Origin of the sequence: Streptococcus parasanguinis (assembly GCF_015556095.1) — a bacterium.
Taxonomy (GTDB): Bacteria; Bacillota; Bacilli; order Lactobacillales; family Streptococcaceae; genus Streptococcus; species Streptococcus parasanguinis_Q.
The window spans coordinates 146,971-173,019 of record NZ_JADNLT010000005.1 but is presented as its reverse complement, the minus strand read 5'-3'; the positions used below and the strand labels follow the sequence as shown (position 1 = coordinate 173,019).

Genomic DNA, 26,049 nt, shown 5'->3' with positions numbered 1-26,049 from the left:
AGTCGTTTCAATATATAACAAACATCTTGTTTCGTTAATAACTATAAAAAATGAGGCTGGGACAAAAGTCCTAGCCTCTTAATTATCTTTGGATTGTCGAGCAAGACGCAGTGGTTGAGTGGGCTCTACTACGCTGATTTCATCAGCTTTTACAGCTCTACTCAACTGTGCGGAGGTGGGACGACGAAATCGAATTCTAACGAATGACCGATTTCTGTCCCACTCTCTTTTTTCTTATGAAACCGATTCGAGTTTCATTCTTTTCTGCGTATCTTCTACGACGTCTTTTAAAGTGGTTTGGGACATTTCTTTTTCCATAGCAGTCTGAATGTCCTCAAGCTTCCCATCTAAAACATTATGGATATTGTGGCCAATTGGGCAGGCTGGATTCGGATTGTCATGAAAACCAAATAATTGACCTGTCGAACCTAAGCATTCTACTGCTTGATAGATATCCAGCAGGCTGATCTCATCGGCTGCTTTTGCGAGCTCAGCTCCGCCTGTCCCACGCGCTACATGAATCAATCCAGCTTTCTTCAACTGAGACAAGGTCTTTCGAATAATAACAGGGTTCACGCCGACACTTCCTGCCAAAAAATCACTGGTTACTTTTGTTTTCTCTCCTTGTAGAGCAATCATGATCAAGACATGAGTCCCAATGGTAAAGTGACTCGAAATTTGCATAACTTCACTCCTTTCTACCCGTTTTTGAAGGTAGAGTCTATTGAACAACCGTCAAGGGACGACTTTCGTTATTCCTATTATACTCTTTTCAGTTGTAATGTCAACAGTTACACTATTGGAAGAAGTCCTCTAGCCAAGCATCGATTTCTCGATCATGACCTTCTCTCTGCTCAATCTCATGAAGAAGCTCATGATTGTGGGTATGATGAATGCCATTGACCAAACTTTCATAATACACTTGGTAATAAGGAAGATGGAGGTCTTTTGCTAGTTGCAGTTCTTTTTGGACATCATAGTCCACCCGTCTAAAATCGACATCTTTTAGCCCCATTTGATCAAATTCGAGAATGGCATACATGGCCCGAAGGTTCTTGCGAAGATTCTTTTCCAAAAAGAAAGGTTGACCGATCGATCCAGGATTGATAATCAGTTCTCCTCCTGTCCCGTAGCGGAAAAACTGTTGGTGAATGTGTCCGTAGACTGCAATATCACAAGACGGATTTGTCACCAAGCGATCAAAATCCTTCTGCTCACCAATGTGGATCAATTCCCGACCCCAATTCTTATCGGGTAAGTGGTGGGTAATGCCGATCTTTAAACCGGCGATTTCTCTATGGACCTGCATGGGCATTTCCTGCATGGCTTCAATTTCCTGAGGCGTGATTTCTTCAAGAATATATTGACACTGGCGCATAAGGTAGCGATGGCTTGATCTAGTCTCATCCAACATCCCCCTCATGGCGCGCCAAAGACTATCTTCCCAGTTTCCAAGGACTTTCACCGTAATAGGAAGCTCCTCTAACAGCTCCAAAAGGGCGCGTCTGCCTGTTCCAGGCATCAAACTATCACCCAAGAGCCAATATTCATCCACCTTGGCTTTTCGACTATCCTCAAGGACAGCTTCCAAAGCTGTCGTATTTCCATGAATATCTGAAAGTAAAGCAATTTTAGTCATGATCTTCTCCTTCTCTCCATTATAACAAAGCCTCAAAAATCTTTCAGCCTGAAACAACTATTTATAGGAAGTTCCTTTTTTTCTATTTATTTGATTTTCAAATGATTTTTCACTAAAAAGGGCAAGAAACCTCTCATTATCATGAACTATTATATATTTTATGCTATAATGGAGACAAATTGATTTATTCTTAGAAAGAAGGCTCATCATGAGTTTACAACAGTTTGAAAGGAAATCACTTCAAGAAATCAACCAATCTATTGACGTACCAAAAGGCATCCCTTTTTGGAAGACCCTCCTGCTCTTTTCAGGACCAGGAAGTCTAGTAGCTGTCGGCTATATGGATCCGGGAAACTGGATTACTAGTGTCGTCGGAGGGGCCCAATACCGTTACCTACTCTTATCAGTGGTTCTTCTCTCCTCTTTAATCGCCATGCAGTTGCAACAAATGGCTGGTAAACTAGGAATTGTCCATCGTAAGGACCTGGCCCAAACAACCGCCCATCACTTGCCAAAATGGCTTCGCTATACCCTTTGGATTGTGATCGAGCTTGCCCTGATGGCGACAGATTTAGCAGAAGTCATCGGATCAGGGATTGCCCTCCACCTTCTTTTTGGCTGGCCCTTGCTTTTTTCCATTCTGATCACCATCTTTGATGTCTTCCTCTTATTGGGGCTCATGCATCTAGGATTTCGAAAGATCGAGGCCATCGTTTCAACCTTGATCCTCACGATCCTTGCAATTTTCGGCTATCTGGTTTTCCTATCGAAACCAGATATCGGGGGAATCTTTGCTGGATTCCTGCCTCAAAAAGAAGTACTGGGAATTGGTCTTCCAAAAGGAAATGAAGCCTTGACCTTGGCACTTGGAATCATCGGGGCAACCGTAATGCCCCACAACCTCTACCTCCACTCTTCCATTTCACAAACGCGAAAGGTGGACTACAAAGATTCAGCAGATATCAAACGGGCAGTGCGCTTTATGACCTGGGATTCAAATATTGAATTGAGCTTGGCCTTCGTCGTCAACTCCCTCCTCTTGATTCTTGGAGCGGCCCTCTTCTTTGGTCACGGAGATAAGATCGGTGCTTTTTCTAGCATGTATAATGCCCTCAAAGATAATCATATTGCCGGTGCTATCGCTAGTCCCTTCTTGTCTACCCTCTTTGCCATCGCTTTGTTAGCCAGTGGTCAAAATTCAACCATTACTGGGACCCTAACCGGTCAAATCGTTATGGAAGGTTTCTTGAGATTCCGCCTGCCACAATGGGTCGTTCGTCTCATGACTCGGATCATTGCCCTTCTTCCTGTCATCATCGTTGCGATCTTATTTGGAGATCAGGAACATGTCCTCGACGACCTTCTAGTCTACTCTCAAGTCTTCCTATCAGCGGCTCTTCCATTCTCCATCTTCCCTCTGGTTTATTTCACCTCCAACAAGGAAATCATGGGAGAACATGTCAATGCGAAATGGAATACTTTCTTAGGTTATCTCGTTGCGATTGTCTTAACTATCTTAAATTTCAATCTGATCGTGACAACTTTTATCAAATAAAGAAACCAGCACTTAAACGGTGCTGGTTTCTTTATTCGTCCCTTCATCTTGTTCCTCCTTTTCCTAAAAATTTCCTGACCATTTTTTTAGGAGGGAATTATTTTAAATCACTAATTGTTGTGAGGTTTTCACAAAATCTTGCCAGTGCCCGTCATTCATAAACTTATAAAATTTTTGTACACTTTCCGTTATCTGTACAAAAATGAGAATTGTTGTCTAATTTATTCTTTTGGAGTATAATGCTCTTTGTTAGTGTCGTGAAATTATTTAACATATAAATTATTTTAACGTCAAATAAATAAGAATAAATTTATACAACTACAGAAAGGAACATATGGTACGCCAAAGACAAACAACAACCAAGTCAGACTTACGAAATGCGCTCTCAAAACTCCTCTTGCAACAACCTTTTGAAAGCATCACTATTCGACAATTAACTGAAACCGCTGGGATTAACCGCGGGACCTTCTACTTGCACTATGTCGATAAATACGACATGTTTGAGCAAATGAAAATGGACATGATGCAAGAATTGGATAGCCTCTTCGTTGAAGGAAGCCCTGTCAAGGTAAACTTTCTCAATGTCTTGACTGCTATTAAAGAGAATTATGATTTTATTTATGCCTTGTCCCAATCCTGCTGCTCGGACTTCCGTAAACTAATAAGAAGTTTTACCCTCCATGCATTAGACGACACTCCCCATGCGAAAGAACACATCATTTCAGACTTTCAAGTTCCATACAAGTATGGGCTAGAAATTTTCATCGCTACAATCGAATCTGTGATTGTGACCTGGTTAGAATCTGGTGCCAAGGAAGAGCCAATCGAAATCGGGACGATCATTCTTAGCGTCTGCGACTTTGCTAACTGGAACTAAATTCCCCAACCTTTTCCTTCCTTTATGGAGAAGGTTTTTCTTTTTGGCAAATAAACAACATTCAGATCACCTTGTCCAACTTGTTTGTAGAAAGCAAAAAGGCAGGATGCTAGGATCCTGCTTTTTCTCTATTTTTTCTTTGCCAACATGGTTGCAAATCGAAGTTGAATCCGATGGCCATTCTCATCTCGACGATGGAGATGGCCAGGATTTTCATTGTATTTGACCAATTCCCAATCCTTGTAATACTCCGCCAATTCTCCTTCTTTAAAGGTGAACGAGAAGGGCATCTGGCAAGGATAATCTTCCGTATCCATAGCACAGACAATGAGATTGTAACCACCTGGATTGGTATGCTCTTGCATATTGCGGATAATCGCTGGAATCCGATCAGCCTCTAAAAACATGAGGACCACAGTCGATATGATGAAGTCATAGTTTTGGGTAAGAGCTGCAGCATTGATATCATAGAGTCCCACTGGCATCTCTAGATCTTCCTCAGCGACAATACTTTGTAAGATCTCAAGAGCCAGTTCATTTTGATCCACTGCTGTCACGTCAAAGCCATGTTGGGCCAAAAAGAGGGCGTTGCGGCCTTGCCCGCATCCTAGATCCAGCGCCTTTCCAGCTGGGACAATTCCCACTGCTTCTAGCACTTCTGAATGGACAGGATTGGTGTTGTATTTTTTGGGGAAATAGTCTTTTGGCTCACAGTAAAATTCTAGGTACCACTCCACATCGTCAGTCGCCGCTTCGACACGATGCCAGGCCTGGGGCTCGGCCATGGGGTTCTCTGCTCCTGCTTCAAAGAGGTGGCTCGCAATTTCTTCCCCCTCTTCGGTCAATTCAATAAATCGTAACTGACCTTTTAGAACCGTAATCTTCCCCCAGGTTCCTACCTTGGTATTGTGCTTTCTTTGAAGAGCTTCTGGCATGGTATCCTTGGTCCAGATAGGCATGCGCTTGTAAGCAATCAATTTTTGTGTCATGCTGCTTCTCCTTTTTCTTTCTGTACCCTTATCATACAGAAAAAAATTCCTTTTTACAAGTTGGAAAAAGAGGCCCCTCTCCGAGAAAAAAGGCAGTTCTGAAACTTGTTTCAGAACTGCCTTTTTAGTTTAACGTGTATTGTATTGTTTCATGACCCGTGCGATGTCCCGGTTTTGTTCCCGACGCTTGATGGATTCACGCTTGTCATAATCATGTTTCCCTTTAGCGAGTCCCAAAAGCAATTTGGCATAGCCGTCCTTGAGATAGACCTTCAAAGGCACCAAGGTCATTCCGGTCCCTTTGGTGTCTTGGTCCAGCTTTTGGATTTGCTTTTTATGAAGAAGGAGCTTGCGACGACGGTCTGGATCTTGGTTCCAGATATTGCCTTCCTCATAAGGGGCAATGTGGACATTGCTAAGCCAAACTTCGCCATTTTTTACTTGTGCAAAGCCATCTTTCAAGTTAATGCGTGCCGCACGGACACTTTTGATCTCTGTCCCCGTCAGCACCATCCCTGCTTCAATCGTATCCACGATGGTGTAGTCATGTCTCGCCTTTTTATTTTGAGCGACTACCTTTCCTTCGCCCTTTGCCATGTTTGGCTCCTTTCTTTGCTACTTCCTTGTAAAATGGTTTCTTCCCTTTTTTCTTTTTGGATTTAGAGGAAGAATCTTTCCGCTTGTCATCTTTTCTAGCAGTTGATCCCTTAGAAACTTTTTTGTCCTTGCGTCTGCGATCCCTGCGATTACCATCTCGGTCACGCCCTTTGGCCTTGAGGCCTTTTTCGACGACATCCCATTCACTTGGAATATAAGAGAAATCAATCTCTCCTGTCATCTTGTCGGCTCTTTCTACCTTGATTCGGATCTGCTGACCTACACGGAAGGTTACTCCTGATTTTTCTCCGCGAAGGGTTAGATCACGTTCATTAAAATGGTAGAATTCAGGAAGATTGGTAATATGGATCAAGCCTTCAACCGTATTTGGCAACTCCACAAAGAGGCCAAATTTCACCACACTGGAAACCACAGCATCGTATTCTTCTCCAACATAGTCTTCCATGTATTCAGCCTTCTTCATGGCTTCTACTTCGCGCTCCGCATCAATAGCTCGGCGTTCCCGACTAGAGGATTGGCTGGCAATGTCTGGAAGGACTTGTTCAAAGTGCTCTGCCACTTCTTGGGATTTTCCGTATTCGCGCACCATTCGATGAACCATCAGGTCCGGATACCGACGGATGGGACTGGTAAAGTGGGTATAATACTCAGCAGCAAGCCCATAGTGGCCATGGTTATGCTCTGAGTAACGAGCCTGCTGCATCGAGCGCAACAACATCATCGAAAGGACATCTGCATACGGTTCCCCTTCGACCTTGCGCATAATTTCTTGCAGGGCCTCTTGGCTCATCTCACTAGCCGTTCCGTAGATTTGGATCCCAAAGCTGGAAGCATAATCGATAAACTTCTGTACTTTTTCTGCCTTTGGATCTTCGTGGATCCGGTAGATGAACGGTAGTTTCAGTCGCGTAAAGTGCTCCGCCACTGTCTCATTGGCAATCAGCATAAAGGACTCAATCATCCGCTCCGCAATTCCTCTTTGACGAAGGACAATGTCGACCGGTTTTCCTTCTTTATTGACTAGGATTTTAGCCTCATTGGTATCAAAATTAAGGGCTCCTCGGCGAATCCGCATGCTTTCTAGAATACCATGCAGGGTGGCCATTTGATGAATACTTGAGACAATTTTCTTAAAGGTTTGAGCCTTTTCTTCGTCACCTGCTAAGATATCATTGACGTCACTATAGGTCATTCGGAAGGTCGTATTGATGACAGTTTGGGTAATGGTGTGCTTGACGACCTTTCCATGGGGATCAATCTCCATGATGGCAGACTGGGTCAGGCGATCCACATTCGGATTTAAAGAACAGATCCCATTGGACAAGCGTTCTGGAAGCATGGGTACTACTCGGTCGGTCACATAGACAGAAGTTGCACGATTTAGAGCTTCCTTATCAAGTGCTGAGCCTTCTGTAACGTAATAAGAGACATCTGCGATGTGAACCCCCAGCTCAAAATTGCCGTTCTTGAGTGGCTTGATATGGACCGCATCGTCCAAGTCTTTGGCATCCGCTCCGTCGATCGTAAAGGTAATCTCCTCTCGCAGATCCAACCGCCCCTCTAAATCCTTTGCAGACGGTGCATCTGGAATCTGCTCAGCCTCTTTCAGCACTTCTTCTGGAAATTCTGAGACGATATCCATGGATTCTAGCACTTCCAAGACATCGATTCCAGGATCTGTCACATGACCGACCACATCCCGCACAGTTGCCACAAAATAATTGTGCTTGCGGCTCGGGTATTGATCAATTTCGACCTTGAGGATTTCGGTACCTTCCAATTGGATGGCTGGCTTCTTCACATAGATCAGCTGGCTGATCTTTTGATTTTTCGAACGGATGTAGCCGGCATATTTGGGCTTTTCCTCATCCAGAACAATTTGTCCAACAACCGTTTTGACGCTATGATCCAAGACATCAATAATCTTCGCTTCTGCTGCCGTTCCTTTGTTTCGGTCTGCTACCTTGGTAATGACGATCTCAACAGTATCCCCATCGATGGCGTGGTTGACATCATTTCGACCAACAAAGAGGTCTTCTTCTTCGCCTTCTAAACTGACAAAGCCAAAGCCATTTTTATGGGCATGAAAGATCCCCTTGAGGGTAATGGCTGGGGCCTTCTTTTGAGCCAAACGAAGAGAGCCATCATCCTCGAATTTCAACTCATGACGGCGTTCCATCAGAGAGATGGTTTTGACCAAGTCACGAAAATCCTTAGATCCTTCTTTTCCTAGAGCTGCTGCCAGATCATTGATCTGGGCTTTGTCATGCTCTTGTAAATATTCTTTAATACTTGTTTTCATGAATGTATTTGCTGGTTATCCAGCCTCCTTTTTTCTATCTAATTGTATCTTTATTTTGCAAAATAAAAATAGGCAAAGACATTGTCTGAGCCTATCTTATCTACTAGAAAGTACCATTAAGATCATCGCGATCAATAACCAAAAGAAGATCATAATAGCTGTTAAACGCTGCATCACGGCTTCAAACCCGCGCGCTTTTGAACGTTCAAACAAGTCATTTGAGCTTGCGTCAAAGACGTTGCTCGATTGGTTTTTTGTTGGTTGCATAAAAATTGCGATAATAATCAATACTGATAATACTAGTAAAATAGTTGTTAATGCTCCGCTCATATTTAAAACTCCTTAAAATCCTCACTATTATACCATGAAAATCATTTTGATTCAATATGTAAGGTTACTTTTCTTTCCTTGGGACAATACTTCAAGACCTCGATCTTTTCGGGATGGGTTTTGGTATTTTTACTGGTCAAATAATTCTGACTCCCACAGCTTGTGCAGGTCAATTGAACTTTAATTCGCACGTACGTCTCTCACTTTCAAATACTTTCTAAATAAGAATAAGAGGAAAATCAAATCGGTAAAGGCCAAGAGGGCTGTGCCGTAAAAAACCCAATGATAGCCAAAATGCATGAAAATACTCGATCCCATCATTGGCCCTAACACGCCACCTAAGTAGTAAAAGAGCTGGTTGTAGCTAAAGATCCGAGAGATCCCTTCAGGAGGGGTTAAGCGATTTAACAAAGCAGAAACTCCTGGTAAAAGGGCACCAGTCCCGATCCCAAAAAGGAAGCGTAAGATTCCTAATTGCAGAGGCGTTTGCGCTTGGGCACAAAGGATATAGAGACAGCCACTATAAAGAAGGGCGATTAATAAGAGCCGGTGATTCCCGATTCGGTCTCCGAGTTTTCCCATCCAACCTGAAAAGAGCATACTAGAGACTCCCATAGCCGAAACAATCATCCCCGATACAAAAATCAAGTTATTTCTTTGCCCTAAAGCTCGCACATAAAGAGGCAGGATCGGAGAAATAGATTGGGCGATCATTTGAATGGTCATGCTGGTCAAAAAGAGTCCCAAGAGGATATCTTTTTGCTGAATGGACATGAGCAACTCCCAACTGGATTTTTGTTCTTCTTTTGGAAGGGGCTCATACTCTTCCTCGATACCCCAGAAGGTTAAGAGGGAAACCAAAAATAAGAAGAAGCCGACCAAGAGAAAGACATTGCGCATGCCCAGATTTTCAGCAATGAGTCCCCCAATCAAAGGGCCCATCAAGGTTCCAGCTACGACACCAGTCGACAAGGTCCCTAGGGCATAGCCGGATTGGTCCTTGGGAACTTGACTGGCAATCAGGGCTGTACTATTGGGGACAAAGCCTGAAAAGACCCCATTGAGCAAGCGCAGGACCAAGAGCCAAAAGACGGATGGGACAAAGGCAATACCTCCCATGGTCAGCGTCATGGCAATGGAAGCTCTAAGCATCATGGGTTTTCGACCATAGCGGTCGGCCAGGCTCCCCCAGATGGGGGACATGATCGCAGAAGTCACAGAAGAACTCGCGACGGCAATCCCAGCATAAAGGGGAACAGCCTTACCAGTAACACCCAACTCTTCCACAAAGAGAGCCATAAAAGGAACGACTAAAGAAAGGCTGGCTCCGATGAAAAAGCACCCGATCCAGGCAATATATAGATTTTTACGCCAATTGATTTCTCTTGTGATAAAATCATCTTCTTTCTAATTGTTGTAGGGCTACATCTAAATGAGCATAGAGGGCCGTTAGATCGCCATTATTGTCTAGAACCAGATCTGCATGGGCTCTTTTTTCATCTAGCGGCATTTGAGACGCGATGCGTTCCTGGGCCTGCAGTTCTGATAAGTGGTTGCGTTCCATCAGGCGCTTGAGCTGGGTTTCTTTTGATACAGCTACCAACCAGACAGATTCAAACCACTCGTCATAGTGCTGCTCGATTAAGAGAGGAATATCCATAAAAAAGAGATCGGATTGTGCAGCTTGTCTGTCTCTTACCTCAGCTAGAGCCTCACGAATAAGCCTTCCTTGGACGCGATTGGACCAGTCTCTTTCACTAGGGTCTGAAAAGATCCGCTGACCCAAAGCGACGCGATCCAACTCTCCTTCTTTGGTAAGGATCTCTCTACCAAAATGATCCACTAGGACACGGTAGAGTTCTCCACCTGGTGCCTGCAAGTCATGGACCACTCGATCAGCATCAATGACAGGATAGCCTTTTTCTTTCAAATAAGAGGTGACAGTGGACTTTCCTGAAGCAATCCCTCCTGTTAATCCGATGATTCTTGCCATCTAGTTCTCCTTTTGACAGTGAGGGCAAAAATGGGTTCCACGTCCCCCCAGATGAATTTTTTCAATCGGTGTTCCGCAGCGCAAACAAGGCTGACCTGTTTTCCCATAGACCTGGTGTTCTTCCTGCATGGTGCCATCTTCTCCAAAAGCATTGCTATAGGAGCGAATAGTGGAGCCACCCTTTTCAACAGCCTGAGCAAGCACAGCAATCGTTTCTTTGCGGATTGCTTTGGCTTCTCTAGCAGTCAATCTTTGACCCAAACGGGCTGGATGAACCTTGGCTCGATAAAGGACCTCATCTACATAGATATTGCCCAGACCAGCCACTAATTTTTGGTCTAAAAGAGCTGATTTAATGGGTTTCTTTGATTTTTTAAGAGCTGCTTGGAAGGCTGGCCCTTTAAAATCTGATTCTGTTGGTTCTGGACCAATCTTTTTCGCCAAAAAGTAGCTGTCTACAAGCTCAGGTACTAAGACTTCCATGGTCCCAAACTTGCGGACATCTTCATAGACCAGGGTGCTGCCATCTGTAAAGTGAAAGAAGATATGGGCGTGCTTGCGAAAAGGGACTTCGTCTGGATAAAAGAAATACTTACCTTCCATCCGCAAATGCGAGATGAGGACCAGATCCGTCAGATAAAACAAGAGGTATTTCCCGCGGCGTCCCATGGATCGAATTTCTTGACCTGGGAGATCTTGACAAAAAGCATCTAGATCCGTATGAATCATCTTAGGATACTTTACTTCCACTGACTGAATGGTTTTTCCAAGAATTAATTTCTCAAGACCGCGTCGAACCGTCTCTACTTCTGGTAATTCAGGCATAGAACTCCTTTCAAAAACAAGAAGCAGGCCTTCTGCCCACCTCTTCTTAATATTCTTTTTCGTTGTATCCGAAATCGGCAAGATCCAATTTCTTATCCCGCCAATTTTTCTTGACCTTGACCCAGGTTTCTAGGAAGACCTTGTCCCCTAGCATGAGCTCGATATCCTTCCGCGCAAGGGTTCCAATCTTCTTAAGCATGGCGCCACCTTTTCCGATGACAATCCCTTTTTGGCTATCGCGCTCGACCATGATGGTTGCACGGATATGAACCTTATCTGTCTCCTCATCCCGCTTCATAGAATCCACGACTACTGCAACAGAGTGGGGAATTTCTTCCCGCGTCAAATGCAAGACCTTTTCACGGATCATTTCAGAGACCAAGAAGCGCTCTGGGTGGTCAGTGATTTGGTCAGCAGGGAAATATTGGAAACCTTCTTCCAAGTTTTCACTCAAAATATCAATCAAACGCGAAACATTGTTTCCTTGGAGGGCTGAAATCGGCACGATTTCCTTGAAATCCATCTGACTACGGAAGTCATCGATTTGCGCCAAGAGTTGGTCAGGGTGCACCTTGTCGATCTTATTGACCACCAGAATAACCGGCACCTTAGCAGCCTTGAGGCGTTCGATAATCATATCATCGCCTTTCCCACGTGGCTCGTCTGCTGGCACCATAAAGAGAACGGTATCCACTTCTCGAAGGGTACTATAGGCCGACTCCACCATGAAGTCTCCAAGGGCTGTCTTGGGTTTGTGAATCCCTGGGGTATCGATAAAGACGATCTGTTCCTTATCCGTCGTATAAATCCCCATAATCTTATTGCGCGTTGTCTGCGCCTTGTCACTCATGATGGCAATCTTTTGCCCCATGACGTGGTTCAAAAAAGTTGACTTCCCAACATTGGGACGTCCTAAAATGGCTACAAAGCCTGATTTAAATGTCATATTATCCTTTCACGAGGGCATACTCCCTCTTATCCAAACACCAAGGCCCAGAATTTGGGCACAAAAATCACCAGTCCTGTTAGTAGGGCAAAACCTGATACGACAAGGACTGCTCCAGCCGCCATGTCTTTGGCATTCTTTGCCAACATGGAGAAATGGTAGTTACTAGCTAAATCCACCACATTTTCAATGGCTGAATTCATAATTTCAAAAGCAATCACCAAGGTGATGCTGAGCAACAAAAAGAGCCATTCTGTCGCAGAAATCCTAAATACCAAACCAGCAAGAATTGCTACGAGGGCTGATAAGGCATGCTTGCGCATATTGCGCTCTTCTTTGATCGCAGTGAAAATTCCTGTTATCGCAAACTCCAAGCTTGAAGTGAAGTCCCGATTTTTCCATTTTCGCTTATTGTCTTGTGAGTCCATAGGCTGTCAAAATCTCTTCCTGTAAGCCAAACATTTCCTTTTCTTCTTCCGGCGTATAGTGATCATAGCCATTGATGTGAAGAAAACCATGCACTGCTAAAAATCCCATTTCGCGCTCAAAGCTGTGGCCATATTCTTCGGCTTGCTCACGCGCCTTGTCAATTGAAATAAAGAGCTCACCAATATAGGTATCGAATTCCGCCATCATCTCTGCCAATTCTAGATTTTCTGCAAGGTCTTCCTCGTCAAAAGAAATCTCCATCTCTGGCTTGTATTCTAAACTGATGACATCCGTCGGACGATCCGTATCACGGTATTCAAGATTTAGTTCATGACTGCGTTCATTGGTTACAAAAGTCACAGCCATTTCCTTGTCTTCTTTCCCAATTTTTTGAGCAGCAAATTCTAAAATTTCTTGCGTTTGTTTTAAGATTTCGTCAGAGACTTGACCCGTCTCATCTACCATTTCAATATACATCTGGATCACCTCACTATTATCACTTCATTATAGCATAAAACCAGCCTATATACTAGATACAGGCTGGTTTTCAATCTTTTTCTTTGCAGGACAATCTTACACCACTGTTTGCTGGATGGCATTCATCTGGGCATAGATCCCGCCTTGTGCGACCAGTTCCTCGTGTCTACCACGTTCCACAATGCGTCCTTCGGATAAAACTAAGATCTGATCCGCATCTTGGATAGTGGACAAGCGATGGGCAATGATAAAGGTGGTCCGGCCCTTTTGCAAGACTGCCATAGCCTGTTGGATGACTTCTTCTGTTTCCGTATCGATATGAGAGGTTGCCTCATCTAAAATCAGTATTTGCGGATTCATATAGAGCGTCCGCGCAAAGGAAATCAATTGGCGCTCACCACTTGAAAAGGCGGATCCTTTTTCTACGACTGGATGGTCGATTCCCTTTTCAAGGCGCTCTACAAAGGGCCAAGCCCCGACTTTTTTCAGCGCATCTTGGACCGCCTCCCGATCAATGTGATCCTGACTCATGGCCACATTACTAGCTATGGTTCCTGTAAATAGATAAGGATCCTGCAGAACAATCCCCATGTGGCTTCGCAGGCTCTCACGAGAAACTTGGCGAATATCTTGACCATCGATCAAAATCGCTCCTTCTTGAGGATCATAAAAACGATAGAGCAGGTTCATAATCGAAGACTTACCCGATCCAGTATGGCCCACAAGAGCGATGGTTTGACCTGGACTAGCCTGAAAGGCAATATCCCGCAGAACTGGCTTGCCTTCTTCATAGGCAAAATGAACGTCGTCAAACACGACTTGAGCTTTTTCTATCTTCAGTTCCGATGCACCATCGGCCTCCAAAGGTTGGTCTAAGAAAGCAAGGACGCGGCTCCCCGTTTCTAAGGATCGCCGAATATTTGGGAATTGACGACTAAGATTGGCCATGAGATCAAATAGATTAATCACATAGTTAATATTGATAAATAAGAAACCAGCCGTCACACCGATATTACCCTGTAGGAAAGAAATCCCAGCGATAGTCAAAATGCCTGCAATCACTAAAAACTTGAGCAATTCCGTTAAGGTCCAAGAAGCAATAGAATCGGCTAAGAGAATTCGATCATTGGCTCCTAACATCTTCTGAGTAGTAGCTTCAAACTCCTCCACCACACCAGACTCTTGATGATAGAGCTGAATCATACTGGCACCATGCAAGAGTTCATTGACCTGGGTATTGACCTCGCTTCTCGCATCAAAGAAATCCTTCATAGGCTGGTCCGTCATGACCTTGTAGAGATACTGGATCCCATAGAAAATCGGAAAGACCAAACACAAGAGAAGGCCCATCATAGGACTCAGATAAAAGAGAATTCCTAGAATAAAGAGGAAACGCACCAAGTAGATGACTAAAATCATACAAGAGTTATAAAACTGGGTCCGCAAGGTCTCCGTATCATTGACAATTCTTGTCGCGATCTTCCCAGCCGGCTTATCATCAAAATAAGAAATAGGCAACCCTTGCATGACTTGAAAGGCCTGGTCTCTTAGGTTAGCCGTCACTTGATTGCTTCCGTGTAGCAAGATCCGATTCCCTAGGTAGCTAATCAGCTGTCCGATGCTCAAGACCAAGAGATAGAATCCTCCCATCTGAAGCAAGTCACCTTGTCCTCCACCGTGGGTCAGTGCGGTCAAAGGCCCATCGATCATCTTTTGGAGAAGAAAGGGTGACAATTCAGAAAAAATGGTGGCTAGTAAGAGGCAAATAAAGCCAGCAAGAAAGACAGTTGGATAAAGCGTGATCCTCGATAATAATCGTTTTAAAACTTTCATCTTATTCTCCTTCCTGTTTTTGTTGCCGTTGGTATTGTTCATAATACCAGCCTTCTTGAGCCAATAAATCACTAGCTCTGCCTTCTTCTACAATACGACCTTGATCCAAGACGATGATCCAATCCGCCTGATGAACAGCAGACAAGCGATGAGAAACAATGATGGTCGTCTTGTCATTTCGTTCTTTTTGAATCGTGTCAATGATGGCCTGTTCAGTCTTAGCATCTACTGCCGAAAGGGAATCATCTAACAGCAAGAGCTCTGCATCTCTTAAGAAGGCACGCGCCAGGGAGATCCGTTGTTTTTGACCTCCTGATACAGAGACCCCTTTCTCACCGATCAGGGTGTCCATTCCCTGAGACATCCGCTCGAGATCATCCACAAAAGCAGCTTGGGCTATCGCTTCCACCAAGTCTTCTTGGCTGGCTCCTTTTTTACCAAGCGCTATATTCTCACGGATAGACTTGGAGAATAAAATATGTTCTTGGGAAACATAACCAATTTTTTCTTCAATCGAGTGTCGGTTGTAGTCCACGATCGGTTGCTGGTTGATCAAGAATTCTCCCTCACCAACTGGGTACTGCCGCAAGAATTGTCGAACCAGGGTAGTCTTTCCTGCACCGGTACGACCAACAATTCCAACCGTCTGTCCTTTCTGAATGGTCCAATCAATGCCTGACAGGCTCTTTCGCTCAGCACCAGGATAGCTGAAAGAATAGTCCTTAAACTGCACCAAATCAATCTGCTCTAAGTAGTGAGGACCATCTGGCTCCAGATCATCCGTTTCATCAATCACTTCTTTTAATTTTTTATAGGACATTTGCCCTGTCTGGTAGACCAAGATCAGGTCCGCCATCATCCACATAGGCTCAATTAAAAAGACCAAATACAGCTGTAAAGCCAATAATTTACCAAGGCTCAACTGCCCGCTTGCCAGGGACTGGCCTCCAAATAGCAGGAGCAAGACCGTCGAGAATCCAATAAACAACAGGGCTAAAGGTCCAAAAGAATACTGGATAGAGGCAATTTTGTCCCCTGTTTTGGATAGACTGGCTGTTTTTTTCTGAAACTGTTTGACCTGCTGGTCCCGTCTACTATAGGCCCGCATGACCCGGATCCCTTCGATCGACTCCAAGACCTCATCGTTCAACTGAGCGACTGCTTCCCGGTTTTGCTCAACATACTCCTCCTGCTTTCTACTCAAAAAATAGGTAGAGACGACGAGGAAGATCATGGGAATAAAGGAAATCAAGGTTAATTGCCAAGAAATGAAAAACATGGTCGGAATAATAAAGGCAAACAAGCCACCGCCAAACAGGAGCACCATCATCCCGTAACCAGCCATATCGGCCATCCCATCCACATCTGTCGTAAAGCGCGTCAAGAGATCTCCTGAACGGAATTTCTCAAAAAAGGGACGCCGCATAGCTACTAGCTTACGAAACGCTTGTCCCTGAAGGGTCGCCTTGAAATGGACTGACGACTGAAAGAGGCGCAACTGCCAATAAAAAGCCGTCAGGTAATTGAGGATGGCTGATCCTACCAAGAGGACCATATCCCATACAAAGTTCGATTGCGTCAGCGTCTGCTGACTCAAATGATCCACTAAACGCTGGATAACTTGCGTCGGGATCAATAAGGTGTAATCATAAAGAATCAGGACCATAGCGATCTTCACATATCGCCACTTGCGTTCCCTGATATACTCCCAAATAGCTCTGATCATATATTCTCCTTTTCAAAATGGCACAGAAAAACCCAAGCAAGGAGCTGAGTAGGTGCTCAGTCCACACTTGGGCCTTCTGATGCCTATCACCAATTCAGTTAAGGCAGGTAAAAATGCATACAAAAAACCCAAGACAAACTCCTCCATCTTGGGTTCCATTTATAGTTTACATCGAACTCAACTGAGATTGGAGAAGCTGTGTATTCAATTGTGTCATCAAAACATCTACTTTGTTCATGATGGTTTTCTCCTTTCTCTTTGTTGTTCTAACTTTACCACGGATTTCCTTGCTTGTCAACGTTTTTTTGAAAATTGTTGAAAAAAGCGGACTTTTGAAGATGGACTCGCAAAAAAAGAAGCCTAGACCCTCTCTAAGCTTCCCTCTTCTGCTATGCTAGTTGCCGGGATTGAACCGGCGACCTCATCCTTACCATGGATGCGCTCTACCGACTGAGCTAAACCAGCAGTACCTATCTACTATATCATGGAGATAGGTCTTTTGTCAATATCCTGACTCATTTTTTCTGCCAAATATTCTTCTTTAGTGAGGACATAATGAACTCTCGTCACCATTCTCCCTTCTTCATGCAAGTCTAGCATCGCGTAGGGCTCCTCGTGAGAATATTTCATCCCTGATTTGGCCATCACCCGTCCAGAAGCTGGGTTGTCCTGATCATGAACAGCAATGAGCTTGTTCATCCCTAACTGTTCAAAAGCCAAGGCAATGACTGCCTTGGTAGCCTCTGTCGCAAGACCTTGGTTCCAATAGTCTTTATTCAGAACATAGCCGATACTCCCCTTCTTCAGACAAAGATCCAAATCCAGTAAATCAATCGTCCCGATAAATTTTCCATTCTCTTTGAGCTCGATCCCCCATCTTCCAAGTGGGCTCGCTAGGTATAAGAGGGCAATATTATTACGCGTCTCTTCTAGACTTTGATTGGTTGCAAAGGTATAGCGCGTAACTGTCTCATCAGAAGCATACTCAAACATAGCCGGTGCGTCTTCAAGAGTGACCGGACGCAAGTGCAAGCGCTCAGTCTCCACTTCACGATAAGCCGCTAACTTCACATATAAATTTTCCATTTGACTCTCCTTCTTTAGGGATTAGTTTAGCAAATAACATAAAGGAAGGCAAGCTCAAATTTTTCTTGCTTTTTAACCCACTTTTCTATACAATAAAATCAATCAAAACAATCGGATAAGGAGTGAAAAGGTCATTGAGTCAAGAGAGCAATCTTACACCAATGGCCTTTTTACACCTAAATCTGAGCAAGGAGGCAAGAATGCTTATTGGTATTCCTAAAGAAATTAAAAACAACGAAAATCGGGTCGGTTTGACACCTGCAGGAGTACAAAGCTTGGTCAAGAAAGGGCATCAAGTTTTAGTAGAAACAAATGCCGGACTTGGTTCTGGCTTTGCAGATGAAGATTACGCCAAACAAGGAGCGACTATTGTTGCGACTGCTGCAGAAGCTTGGGCCGCTGAGATGGTGGTCAAAGTCAAAGAACCTCTTACTGAAGAATACGGCTTCCTTCGCGAAGACCTCTTGCTCTTCACTTACTTGCATATGGCTGCCGCACCTGAATTAGCGGACGCTATGGTCTCAGCTAAAACAACTGGGGTGGCCTACGAAACGGTGCGTGACCTTGATGGACAATTGCCTCTCTTGGTGCCAATGAGTGAGGTGGCTGGACGGATGGCCGTGCAAATCGGTGCTCACTTCCTGACCAAACAAGAAGGTGGATCAGGAGTCCTCCTAGGTGGGGTACCAGGTGTTCCCAAAGGGAAAGTCACCATCATCGGAGGCGGGGTCGTTGGAACCCACGCAGCTCGTATCGCCCTTGGACTCGGCGCCCAAGTGACCATCTTAGATATCAGCGCTAAACGTTTGGCTGTTCTGGAAGATGTCTTTGGCCACCAAATCCAAACCCTCATGTCCAACCCATTTAACATTGAAGCCAGCGTCCGTGATGCTGATGTTGTCATCGGTGCTGTCTTGATTCCTGGTGCTAAAGCTCCTAAATTAGTAACAGACGATATGGTCAAACAAATGCGTCCCGGTTCAGTCATCGTCGATGTGGCCGTTGACCAAGGTGGGGTTATTGAAACAGCAGACCGTGTCACAACGCATACGGAACCAGTTTACGAAAAACATGGCGTGCTCCACTATGCCGTTGCAAATATCCCAGGGGCTGTCGCTCGTACCTCTACTATCGCCCTTACCAATGTGACCCTTCCTTATGTCGAATCCCTAGCTGACAATGGCTTCCATAAGGCTATCGCCCTTGATGAAGGCTTGCGCCAAGGTGTCACTACTTACCAAGGCCATATCACAAGCCAACCAGTTGCTACTGGTTTAGAGCGTGACTTCACACCAATTGATGAATTGGTTTAATTTCTAACATTCAAAAGGCAAAGATCCGATGATCTTTGCCTTTTCTTTTATTCTTCCACATCTGGTTCTTCTTTGAGGACTGGATTTGGAATGGGCTCGTAGGCCCGGATAATCTCTGCTACTACTTGATGGCGAACGACATCCTTGGCAGAGAAATGCACAAAGTCAATTTGAGAAATGTTCTTCAATTTCTCCTGAGCATCAATCAAGCCGGATTTGACATTTCGAGGAAGGTCAATCTGGCTAGTATCTCCATTGACAATCATCTTAGAGTTAAAACCAAGACGGGTCAAAAACATCTTCATCTGCATGATGGTGGTGTTTTGCGCTTCATCGAGGATGACAAAGGCATCGTCCAAGGTCCGCCCCCGCATATAAGCCAAAGGCGCAATCTCGATAATCTCCCGCTCCATCATCCGAGTTGTTTGGTCTTTCCCTAAAATCTGGTATAGAGCATCATAGACCGGTCGTAGATAAGGGTCCACTTTTTCTTTGAGATCCCCTGGTAGGAAACCAAGGCTCTCTCCAGCTTCAACAGCAGGACGCGTCAAAATGATCCGCTTGACTTGACCACGCTTGAGGGCAGTCACAGCCAAGGTCACTGCCAGGAAGGTTTTCCCAGTCCCCGCTGGTCCAATCCCAAAAGTGACATCATGGTTCTTGACACTATCGACATAGATCTTTTGACCAAGCGTTTTAACCCGAATGGGCTTGCCGTAACTATCCTTGATAATCTCTTCTTCATAGAGAGCGATGAACTTATCCAATTCTCCATTTCTTACCATGGTAATGGCGGTCACCACATCTGGCGTTCCAATGGTCATGCCACGGTTGACGAGGACCAAGAGAGCCTGGATGACTTGACGAACTTGCTCGCAGGTTTCTTCTTCCCCAATGATTTGGACGATTTCTGTCCGGGCATGAATAGTTACCCCAAATTCTTGCTCCATCAAACGAAGATGGCGTTCGTTGGATCCAAACAAATGAAAGAGATCGTCTGGATGCGTTAATGTAATTTCAACTGAATGTTCTTGCAAATAAAGAACCTCTCTACCTGTGTTTTTCTATTATTATAACAAAGAGGCCGAGAAAAAACCATCCTCGACCTGTCCTTTTCTAGTGGGCTTGGTATTCTTCCCAAATCGCATCAAAATCGCCAAGATTAAAGGAAAAGCTCGCATGCTCTTCTAGATAGCGACTAACCTCGTCGAAGTCATCTGTATGCTTGGGAAAAGCAGACTCATGAAATGCAAGATCTGCTAGAATGGCTTTAGGAGCATTGCTTTTAGGATTGCGCTCCGTCATCAACCAAGTATAAAATGATTTTCGCATAAGCCTCCTCTTAGATCAACTCTGTTCCAAACTGGTCTTGCTTGATTTTTTTGGCCTTCATCAACCCCCCCAAAGCCTTTTTGAACTGACCTTTTGAAATCCCAAAAGTTGCCTTGATCTCTTCTGGAGAGGACTTATCATTCAGGGTCATAAAGCCTCCATTGGCTTCCAAATAGGTCAAAATCATTTGAGCATCGTTTTCCAACATCTCAAAGGAGCGTGGCTTCAAAGATAGATTCAAGGTCCGGTCCACCTCACGAAAACCAATAACACGAGCATTTAAGACCTCTCCCAAACGAGGTTCTGCATAGCGCTCACTTGGGTGGATAAAGCCCAGCATATTGTTCTCTGGAAGGTAAACAAAGGTTCCAGACAATTTCAAGCGGTAGACAATGGCTGGCCAGTTTTGGTTTTGCATATTGTTGTAGGCTGGACGAGCCAAACGCTGGAAATCTTCCTGGTAGGCTAAGATCCCCCAAATCCGATCTTTCTTATCGACTTCTAAACGAATATAGAGACGATCGCCCTTTTTAGGCCATAGATCTTTGATCTCCGGTAGGATATCTAGTGAGACAACAATCTGCTTATCTGGAAGCCCTGTGTCCACAAAGACTCCCAAATCCTTGCGCACTTCCGTGACCGTTCCCCAGCCAAAGCTTTCTTGAGTTGCAGTGACTTCAAGTGTCGTGAGTCGGAGCTTTTGCTTCATATCCGTATAGGCAAAGCCCTTGACACTTTCTCCGACTTTGTGTGGGCCTTCTGCTTTATCAAGCGCGTAGGTCTGGCCATCTTTTTGAACAAAATAGAAGTGATCATTTTCATCGATGACCATTCCCATGATGTAGCTTGCTAGATTCGTATTCATGTTTCCTTCTTTCCTCTTGCCTCTTCACAAGAATAATGGAAATAAAACCCAGCCAGCAGTGCCAACTGAGTCTTTCTTTCCTGTAATGGTTGGGATGGATTAAACTTCCATCAATTCTTTTTCTTTGTGCGCTGTCATTTCATCTACATGCTTAACAGCATCATCCGTAACTTTTTGGATCTCTTTTTCAAGACCTTTCAATTCATCTTCTGTGATCTCTTTTGCTTTTTCTTGTTTCTTCGCTTCATCCATAGCATCACGACGGATGTTACGGATCGCTACTTTAGCATTTTCACCCACTTTTTTCACTTCTTTTGCCAATTCACGACGAGTTTCTTCAGTCAAAGCTGGGATAACCAAGCGGATAACAGATCCATCGTTGGCTGGAGTGATACCAAGGTCAGAAGCATTGATGCTGTGCTCGATGTCTTTCAAAGATGATTTATCAAATGGTGTGATCAACAAGACACGCGCTTCTGGAATGGTGATAGATGCCAATTGGTTCAATGGTGTCTCTACTCCGTAGTATTCTACGAAAATACGATCCAAAAGACTTGCATTTGCACGTCCAGCACGGATGCTACCAAATTCACGTCCCAAACTTTGGTGAGACTGGGTCATTCTTTCTTTTGCTTTTTCTACGATTGGGTTTGCCATAATCTTCCTCTATTTTCTATTATTTTTCTACGTTATTTGATACGGTTGTACCGATATTTTCACCAAAGACAACGCGTTTGATATTGCCTGGTTCATTCATATTAAAGACAACCAAATCAATGTCGTTGTCCATGGAGAGAGTAGAGGCTGTTGAGTCCATGATGCGAAGACCTTTGTTGATCACATCACGGTGAGTCAATTCCTCAAATTTCACAGCTGAAGCATCTTTTTTCGGATCGGCATTGTAAACACCATCGACCCCATTTTTGGCCATGAGAATGGCATCTGCTTCAATCTCAGCTGCACGAAGGGCTGCAGTCGTATCTGTTGAGAAGTATGGAGAACCGATCCCTGCACCAAAGATCACGATTCGATCCTTTTCAAGGTGACGAAGGGCACGACCACGAATATAAGGTTCTGCGACTTGTTGCATGGCAATCGCTGTTTGAACACGGGTATCCACACCAACTTGTTGAAGCGAATCTGCCATCACAAGAGCATTCATGACAGTTCCGAGCATGCCTGTGTAGTCTGCTTGGACACGATCCATCCCTGCTTCAGCAGCAGGTTCTCCACGCCAAAGATTTCCACCTCCGATAACCAAGGCAATTTCAATTCCAAGTTCGTGAACTTCCTTGATTTCTTGAGCCATTTTTTGGACAGTTTTGATATCGATTCCGACACCACGTTCGCCGGCAAGGGCTTCACCAGATAGCTTGATTAAGATACGTTTATACTTAGGTTCTACCATTTTCTCTCTCCTTTTTTGATCTGTATTATTTTACCATAAATTACGTTTTTTATATAGTCATATCCATCAAAATTTTTTATTTTCAAAAAGCTGTCTAACAAGGAAAAATCCCAGTCCGAGGACTAGGATTTACCATTAGACTTTTTTCTTTTCGCGACGGGCAATCCATGGCAAAATAATGCCTAATGCAATCAAGACAAGCGGAGTCAAGATATTGGTCAATAGAGAGAATTGCCAAGCGACTGGGTCCACCTTAAAGTCCACTTTTGGCACCATCCCTAAAATACAGGCAAAGGCCGTGAACAGGAAGCACCAAGCTCCAATAATAAAGCCTAGTTTTGGACTCTTGGTCATCTTGTATTCTGCATCTTTGTACTTCTTCCAAGCACGATTGAGCATGATATAGGCAAAGAAGACCCAGAGGTAACGCATTGGCATCACAACAGAATTCAGGTTGGTCATCCATTTTACTAACCCATCGATTTCTTGAATCCCAAAGAGGGGAACGACGATAAGAAGACTGACCAAAATCCCTGTCAGGAGGTAACCATTGGTCAAGACGCCTTTCTTGCTACGTTTGCGAAGCCAAGAAGGAATATATTCATCGTCTGCATTATGGAGCAAGATTTGAAGCGGAGCATCAATCGAAAAGGCCAGGGCTGCGATTTGTCCAATCATGTCTGTCAAAGCATAGATAATCACTAAGACATTCCCAACTCCCCAGTGTTTTCCAAGAATTTGGAAAGCTTGGAAGGCTCCATTTCGCATCAAATCTTCTGGAATATGTCCACTGTCAAAGAGCATCCCCATAGCCAAGGAACCAAGAATGGCAGAAAGTCCAACCATGATTGCCATGACAATCATTCCTTTCGGAAATTCACGCGCAGGATTACGGGTTTGGTTGACATAAGGAGAGATCTTCTCAGCTCCACCTACCGCAAAGACTAAGAGAGAAATGGTAGTAAAATAAGAGAAGTCAAAGTTTGGAATATAGGTGCTCACCTGATCCATATGTTGGGTCGCAAATTGCATACCCGGATTGATGAAAGGAACTCCAACTGCTAATAAGACAAAAAGGAAGGACATGATCAGCATGGCACTACCAGCCAAACCACCAATGACTTTCAAGGTCATCAAACCTTTGGTAGAGAGATAGAGAAAAATTCCAAAAATAATCAAGCAAAGGATAACCACCCATTGGATGCTTAAGCCACTCACAAATTTGTCATTCCCTTGAAGAACCCAACCTAGAGAAATCAGAATTCGCTGAGGTTTTTGAGCTAAATAGGGAATATGTACAACCCAGTAGGTCCAGGCCGCAAAATAGGCGAGACGTTTTGTAGATGTCTTTTCAACCCACTCACTGACACCACCCCCACTTTCTTTAAAGGTTGAGCCCAATTGGCCAACGATCAAAGCATAGGGAATGAAATAAATTGCCAAGATCAGGATCCAGGAAACAATAACAGAAATGCCTTGGGTCGAATAGTTATTCACGACATTTCCCAATCCCCACACCATATTAAAAGCAATGAGTGAGACCATGAGCCAATTTAATTGGTTGTGATCTTTCTTCATAATAGATCTCCTTATTTTTTGATAGATCTAGTATATCATTTTACTTTTGATTTGTAAGCGTTTTCTCTAACATTTGTTGAAATTTTTTAAAAGAAAAAAGCTACCCGAAGGTAGCTTTTTCATTTCAATTAAAGTGAGTTAACGTCCACTTTGATACCAGGACCTTGAGTTGTAGTCAAAGTCAAGCTAGTTACATAAGTACCCTTAGCTGTAGCTGGTTTTGCTTTTTGGATTGTGTCGTTGAAAGCTTTAAAGTTTTCAACCAATTTAGTATCATCGAATGAAACTTTACCGATGATCGCTTGAACGATACCTGCTTTATCAGCACGGTAAGTGATTTTACCACCTTTAGACTCTTCAACTGCTTTCGCAACATCCATTGTTACTGTACCAGTTTTAGGGTTTGGCATCAAGTTACGTGGTCCAAGGACACGTCCAAGACGTCCAACAAGAGCCATCATGTCAGGTGTAGCGATAACTACGTCGAAGTCCAACCAACCATCGTTGATTTTCGCAACAAGGTCATCTTCACCTACGAAGTCTGCACCAGCAGCTTTTGCTTCTTCAGCTTTTGCACCACGTGCAAATACAAGAACGCGAGCAGTTTTACCAGTTCCGTTTGGCAATACCATTGCACCACGGATTTGTTGGTCAGCTTTTTTCACGTCGATGTTCAAGTTGTATGCAACTTCTACAGTTGCGTCAAATTTTGCAAAGTTAGTTTCTTTTGCAAGAGCTACAGCTTCTTCTACGCTGTAGACTTTTGTGCTGTCGATTTTTTCAAGAGCAGCACGAAGTTGTTTGCTTTTTTTAGCCATTTTATCTTTCTCCTTGTAATGTGGTCATATCGATTTTCATCTCCCACGTCACTCGTCATTTGATCAAGTGTATTGCGGGCAAATAGGATTGTTACAATTAGTCAGTAACAGTGAATCCCATAGAACGAGCAGTACCTTCGATCATACGCATTGCAGACTCAATGTTTGCAGCGTTCAAATCTGGCATCTTAGTTTCAGCAATTTCTTGTACTTGTGCACGAGTAACTGTTGCAACTTTCGTTTTGTTCGGTGTACCTGATCCTTTTTCAACACCTGCAGCTTTTTTCAAAAGAACAGCAGCTGGTGGTGTTTTTGTAACGAAATCAAATGATTTATCTTCATAAACAGTGATCACAACTGGGATGATCATACCAGCTTGGTCAGCCGTACGAGCGTTAAACTCTTTAGTGAATCCCATGATATTGATACCTGCTTGACCAAGTGCTGGTCCAACCGGTGGAGCTGGAGTAGCTTTACCAGCAGGGATTTGCAATTTTACAAGTTTTTCGACTTTTTTAGCCATTTCTTAAATCCTCCTTTGTGGTTTTGGCGGTAATTACAGATTTTTACCTCCCACAAGTATGCTTTGTGCATACCTTTCTATTATACACGATTTCTCTTTTTTTGCAAGAAAAAATTAAAATATAGTAAACTTTTTTTTCGTTTTATGATAGAATGAAGCTATGTTAATCAAAGTTGCTTCTGTATTATTTATTTTTTTAACGCTGATTCTGAGTGGTATCATTGTTCACCTCTTTAAGCTTCAAAAAAGAGGATGGCGATCCACCGATATTGCCTTTCCTTTATTTGCCCTAGAGTACTACCTGATCTCAGACAGCGCCTTTTATCACAGCCTCTTACCGCTGCTAGCTTTAAGCCTTTCGCTTTTAGCCTTGGGGCTAACGATTTATTTCTTAAAAAAGAAAAAGAGTTTTTATTATCCGAAATTTATCAAATACTTCTGGCGTGCGGGATTTCTAGTCACCTTCTTGCTCTATCTGATCCTAACCGCTAGTTTATTTATCTAATGCCAAAAAGAGGCTAGGACAAAAGTCCTAGCCTCTTTTTGTTGTCGAGCAAGACGCAGTGGTTGAGTGGGCTCTACTACGC

The 26,049-nt window shown here is 43.9% G+C and carries 28 protein-coding genes and 1 tRNA gene; 4 read left to right on the top strand and 25 right to left on the bottom strand.

Features of this window, described 5'->3' with window-relative positions; translation table 11 throughout:
• Positions 1 to 234: 234 nt before the first annotated feature.
• Together I2E70_RS06935 and I2E70_RS06930 are read right to left on the bottom strand one after the other, a co-directional pair.
• Positions 235 to 684: an Rrf2 family transcriptional regulator gene (locus I2E70_RS06935; protein ID WP_195424170.1), complete on the bottom strand. Its 450-nt coding sequence runs from the start codon at positions 682 to 684 to the stop codon at positions 235 to 237.
• Positions 685 to 796: 112 nt separating this feature from the next.
• Complete coding sequence (locus tag I2E70_RS06930; RefSeq protein ID WP_195424167.1) at positions 797 to 1,639, bottom strand: metallophosphoesterase family protein; 843 nt, start codon at positions 1,637 to 1,639, stop codon at positions 797 to 799.
• Positions 1,640 to 1,847: 208 nt separating this feature from the next.
• Here I2E70_RS06930 and I2E70_RS06925 point away from each other — a divergent pair, with 208 nt between their 5' ends.
• A complete protein-coding gene (locus tag I2E70_RS06925) occupies positions 1,848 to 3,194 on the top strand; it encodes an Nramp family divalent metal transporter (protein WP_045759710.1) in 1,347 nt (448 codons plus the stop codon).
• 334 nt (positions 3,195 to 3,528) lie between these two features.
• Complete coding sequence (locus I2E70_RS06920) at positions 3,529 to 4,071, top strand: TetR/AcrR family transcriptional regulator (RefSeq protein WP_003008179.1); 543 nt, start codon at positions 3,529 to 3,531, stop codon at positions 4,069 to 4,071.
• Positions 4,072 to 4,199: 128 nt separating this feature from the next.
• On the opposite strand, the gene tehB is transcribed toward I2E70_RS06920, so the two are convergent.
• From tehB to I2E70_RS06845, 15 genes are all read right to left on the bottom strand, one after another.
• The gene (gene tehB / locus I2E70_RS06915) at positions 4,200 to 5,060 is read right to left on the bottom strand and encodes an SAM-dependent methyltransferase TehB (RefSeq protein ID WP_045759711.1); all 861 of its coding nucleotides are present in this window, start codon (positions 5,058 to 5,060) and stop codon (positions 4,200 to 4,202) included.
• Positions 5,061 to 5,189: 129 nt separating this feature from the next.
• On the bottom strand, positions 5,190 to 5,657 hold the full coding sequence (smpB, locus tag I2E70_RS06910) for an SsrA-binding protein SmpB (protein ID WP_003005443.1): 468 nt from the start codon (positions 5,655 to 5,657) through the stop codon (positions 5,190 to 5,192).
• On the bottom strand, positions 5,620 to 7,980 hold the full coding sequence (gene rnr, locus I2E70_RS06905) for a ribonuclease R (protein WP_195424164.1): 2,361 nt from the start codon (positions 7,978 to 7,980) through the stop codon (positions 5,620 to 5,622). The genes smpB and rnr overlap by 38 nt, the downstream gene beginning before the upstream one ends.
• A gap of 96 nt (positions 7,981 to 8,076) precedes the next feature.
• On the bottom strand, positions 8,077 to 8,310 hold the full coding sequence (gene secG / locus I2E70_RS06900) for a preprotein translocase subunit SecG (protein ID WP_003008189.1): 234 nt from the start codon (positions 8,308 to 8,310) through the stop codon (positions 8,077 to 8,079).
• A gap of 41 nt (positions 8,311 to 8,351) precedes the next feature.
• The gene (rpmG, locus tag I2E70_RS06895; protein ID WP_003005699.1) at positions 8,352 to 8,501 is read right to left on the bottom strand and encodes a 50S ribosomal protein L33; all 150 of its coding nucleotides are present in this window, start codon (positions 8,499 to 8,501) and stop codon (positions 8,352 to 8,354) included.
• Positions 8,491 to 9,690 (bottom strand): multidrug efflux MFS transporter, encoded by a 1,200-nt coding sequence (locus I2E70_RS06890; RefSeq protein WP_324250407.1) that lies wholly within the window; start codon positions 9,688 to 9,690, stop codon positions 8,491 to 8,493. Before I2E70_RS06890 ends, rpmG begins: the two co-directional genes overlap by 11 nt.
• 16 nt (positions 9,691 to 9,706) lie before the next feature.
• Positions 9,707 to 10,303: a dephospho-CoA kinase gene (gene coaE, locus I2E70_RS06885; RefSeq protein WP_195424160.1), complete on the bottom strand. Its 597-nt coding sequence runs from the start codon at positions 10,301 to 10,303 to the stop codon at positions 9,707 to 9,709.
• On the bottom strand, positions 10,304 to 11,128 hold the full coding sequence (gene mutM, locus I2E70_RS06880) for a DNA-formamidopyrimidine glycosylase (protein ID WP_195424159.1): 825 nt from the start codon (positions 11,126 to 11,128) through the stop codon (positions 10,304 to 10,306).
• Positions 11,129 to 11,174: 46 nt separating this feature from the next.
• On the bottom strand, positions 11,175 to 12,074 hold the full coding sequence (era, locus tag I2E70_RS06875; protein WP_003004993.1) for a GTPase Era: 900 nt from the start codon (positions 12,072 to 12,074) through the stop codon (positions 11,175 to 11,177).
• A gap of 29 nt (positions 12,075 to 12,103) precedes the next feature.
• Positions 12,104 to 12,502 (bottom strand): diacylglycerol kinase family protein, encoded by a 399-nt coding sequence (locus I2E70_RS06870; RefSeq protein ID WP_003008202.1) that lies wholly within the window; start codon positions 12,500 to 12,502, stop codon positions 12,104 to 12,106.
• On the bottom strand, positions 12,483 to 12,980 hold the full coding sequence (gene ybeY / locus I2E70_RS06865) for an rRNA maturation RNase YbeY (RefSeq protein ID WP_195424156.1): 498 nt from the start codon (positions 12,978 to 12,980) through the stop codon (positions 12,483 to 12,485). The genes I2E70_RS06870 and ybeY overlap by 20 nt, the downstream gene beginning before the upstream one ends.
• A 96-nt stretch (positions 12,981 to 13,076) precedes the next feature.
• Complete coding sequence (tetB(46), locus tag I2E70_RS06860) at positions 13,077 to 14,813, bottom strand: tetracycline efflux ABC transporter Tet(46) subunit B (RefSeq protein WP_195424154.1); 1,737 nt, start codon at positions 14,811 to 14,813, stop codon at positions 13,077 to 13,079.
• 1 nt (position 14,814) lies between these two features.
• The gene (tetA(46), locus tag I2E70_RS06855) at positions 14,815 to 16,539 is read right to left on the bottom strand and encodes a tetracycline efflux ABC transporter Tet(46) subunit A (protein WP_195424152.1); all 1,725 of its coding nucleotides are present in this window, start codon (positions 16,537 to 16,539) and stop codon (positions 14,815 to 14,817) included.
• 392 nt (positions 16,540 to 16,931) lie between these two features.
• A tRNA-Thr gene (locus I2E70_RS06850) sits at positions 16,932 to 17,004 on the bottom strand.
• A gap of 12 nt (positions 17,005 to 17,016) precedes the next feature.
• Complete coding sequence (locus tag I2E70_RS06845) at positions 17,017 to 17,625, bottom strand: GNAT family N-acetyltransferase (RefSeq protein ID WP_195424150.1); 609 nt, start codon at positions 17,623 to 17,625, stop codon at positions 17,017 to 17,019.
• A gap of 200 nt (positions 17,626 to 17,825) precedes the next feature.
• Here I2E70_RS06845 and ald point away from each other — a divergent pair, with 200 nt between their 5' ends.
• On the top strand, positions 17,826 to 18,938 hold the full coding sequence (gene ald, locus I2E70_RS06840) for an alanine dehydrogenase (protein ID WP_195424148.1): 1,113 nt from the start codon (positions 17,826 to 17,828) through the stop codon (positions 18,936 to 18,938).
• A gap of 47 nt (positions 18,939 to 18,985) precedes the next feature.
• On the opposite strand, the gene I2E70_RS06835 is transcribed toward ald, so the two are convergent.
• From I2E70_RS06835 to rplK, 8 genes are all read right to left on the bottom strand, one after another.
• Positions 18,986 to 19,975, bottom strand: a complete 990-nt coding sequence (locus I2E70_RS06835) for a PhoH family protein (protein ID WP_195424145.1) — start codon at positions 19,973 to 19,975, stop codon at positions 18,986 to 18,988.
• Positions 19,976 to 20,054: 79 nt separating this feature from the next.
• Positions 20,055 to 20,270, bottom strand: a complete 216-nt coding sequence (locus tag I2E70_RS06830) for a YozE family protein (protein WP_003005127.1) — start codon at positions 20,268 to 20,270, stop codon at positions 20,055 to 20,057.
• Positions 20,271 to 20,280: 10 nt separating this feature from the next.
• Entirely contained in the window at positions 20,281 to 21,135 is an 855-nt protein-coding gene (gene cvfB / locus I2E70_RS06825; protein WP_049490840.1) for an RNA-binding virulence regulatory protein CvfB, read from the bottom strand.
• Positions 21,136 to 21,234: 99 nt separating this feature from the next.
• Complete coding sequence (gene frr / locus I2E70_RS06820) at positions 21,235 to 21,792, bottom strand: ribosome recycling factor (protein ID WP_023918770.1); 558 nt, start codon at positions 21,790 to 21,792, stop codon at positions 21,235 to 21,237.
• Positions 21,793 to 21,811: 19 nt separating this feature from the next.
• Positions 21,812 to 22,543: a UMP kinase gene (gene pyrH / locus I2E70_RS06815; protein ID WP_009731451.1), complete on the bottom strand. Its 732-nt coding sequence runs from the start codon at positions 22,541 to 22,543 to the stop codon at positions 21,812 to 21,814.
• Between the two features lie 135 nt (positions 22,544 to 22,678).
• Positions 22,679 to 24,121: an APC family permease gene (locus tag I2E70_RS06810; RefSeq protein ID WP_070665446.1), complete on the bottom strand. Its 1,443-nt coding sequence runs from the start codon at positions 24,119 to 24,121 to the stop codon at positions 22,679 to 22,681.
• Positions 24,122 to 24,249: 128 nt separating this feature from the next.
• Positions 24,250 to 24,939 (bottom strand): 50S ribosomal protein L1, encoded by a 690-nt coding sequence (gene rplA / locus I2E70_RS06805; protein WP_003005355.1) that lies wholly within the window; start codon positions 24,937 to 24,939, stop codon positions 24,250 to 24,252.
• 97 nt (positions 24,940 to 25,036) lie between these two features.
• Positions 25,037 to 25,462: a 50S ribosomal protein L11 gene (gene rplK / locus I2E70_RS06800; RefSeq protein WP_006595850.1), complete on the bottom strand. Its 426-nt coding sequence runs from the start codon at positions 25,460 to 25,462 to the stop codon at positions 25,037 to 25,039.
• A gap of 160 nt (positions 25,463 to 25,622) precedes the next feature.
• Here rplK and I2E70_RS06795 point away from each other — a divergent pair, with 160 nt between their 5' ends.
• The gene (locus I2E70_RS06795) at positions 25,623 to 25,967 is read left to right on the top strand and encodes a DUF3397 family protein (RefSeq protein ID WP_013903943.1); all 345 of its coding nucleotides are present in this window, start codon (positions 25,623 to 25,625) and stop codon (positions 25,965 to 25,967) included.
• The last annotated feature ends 82 nt before the right edge of the window (positions 25,968 to 26,049 follow it).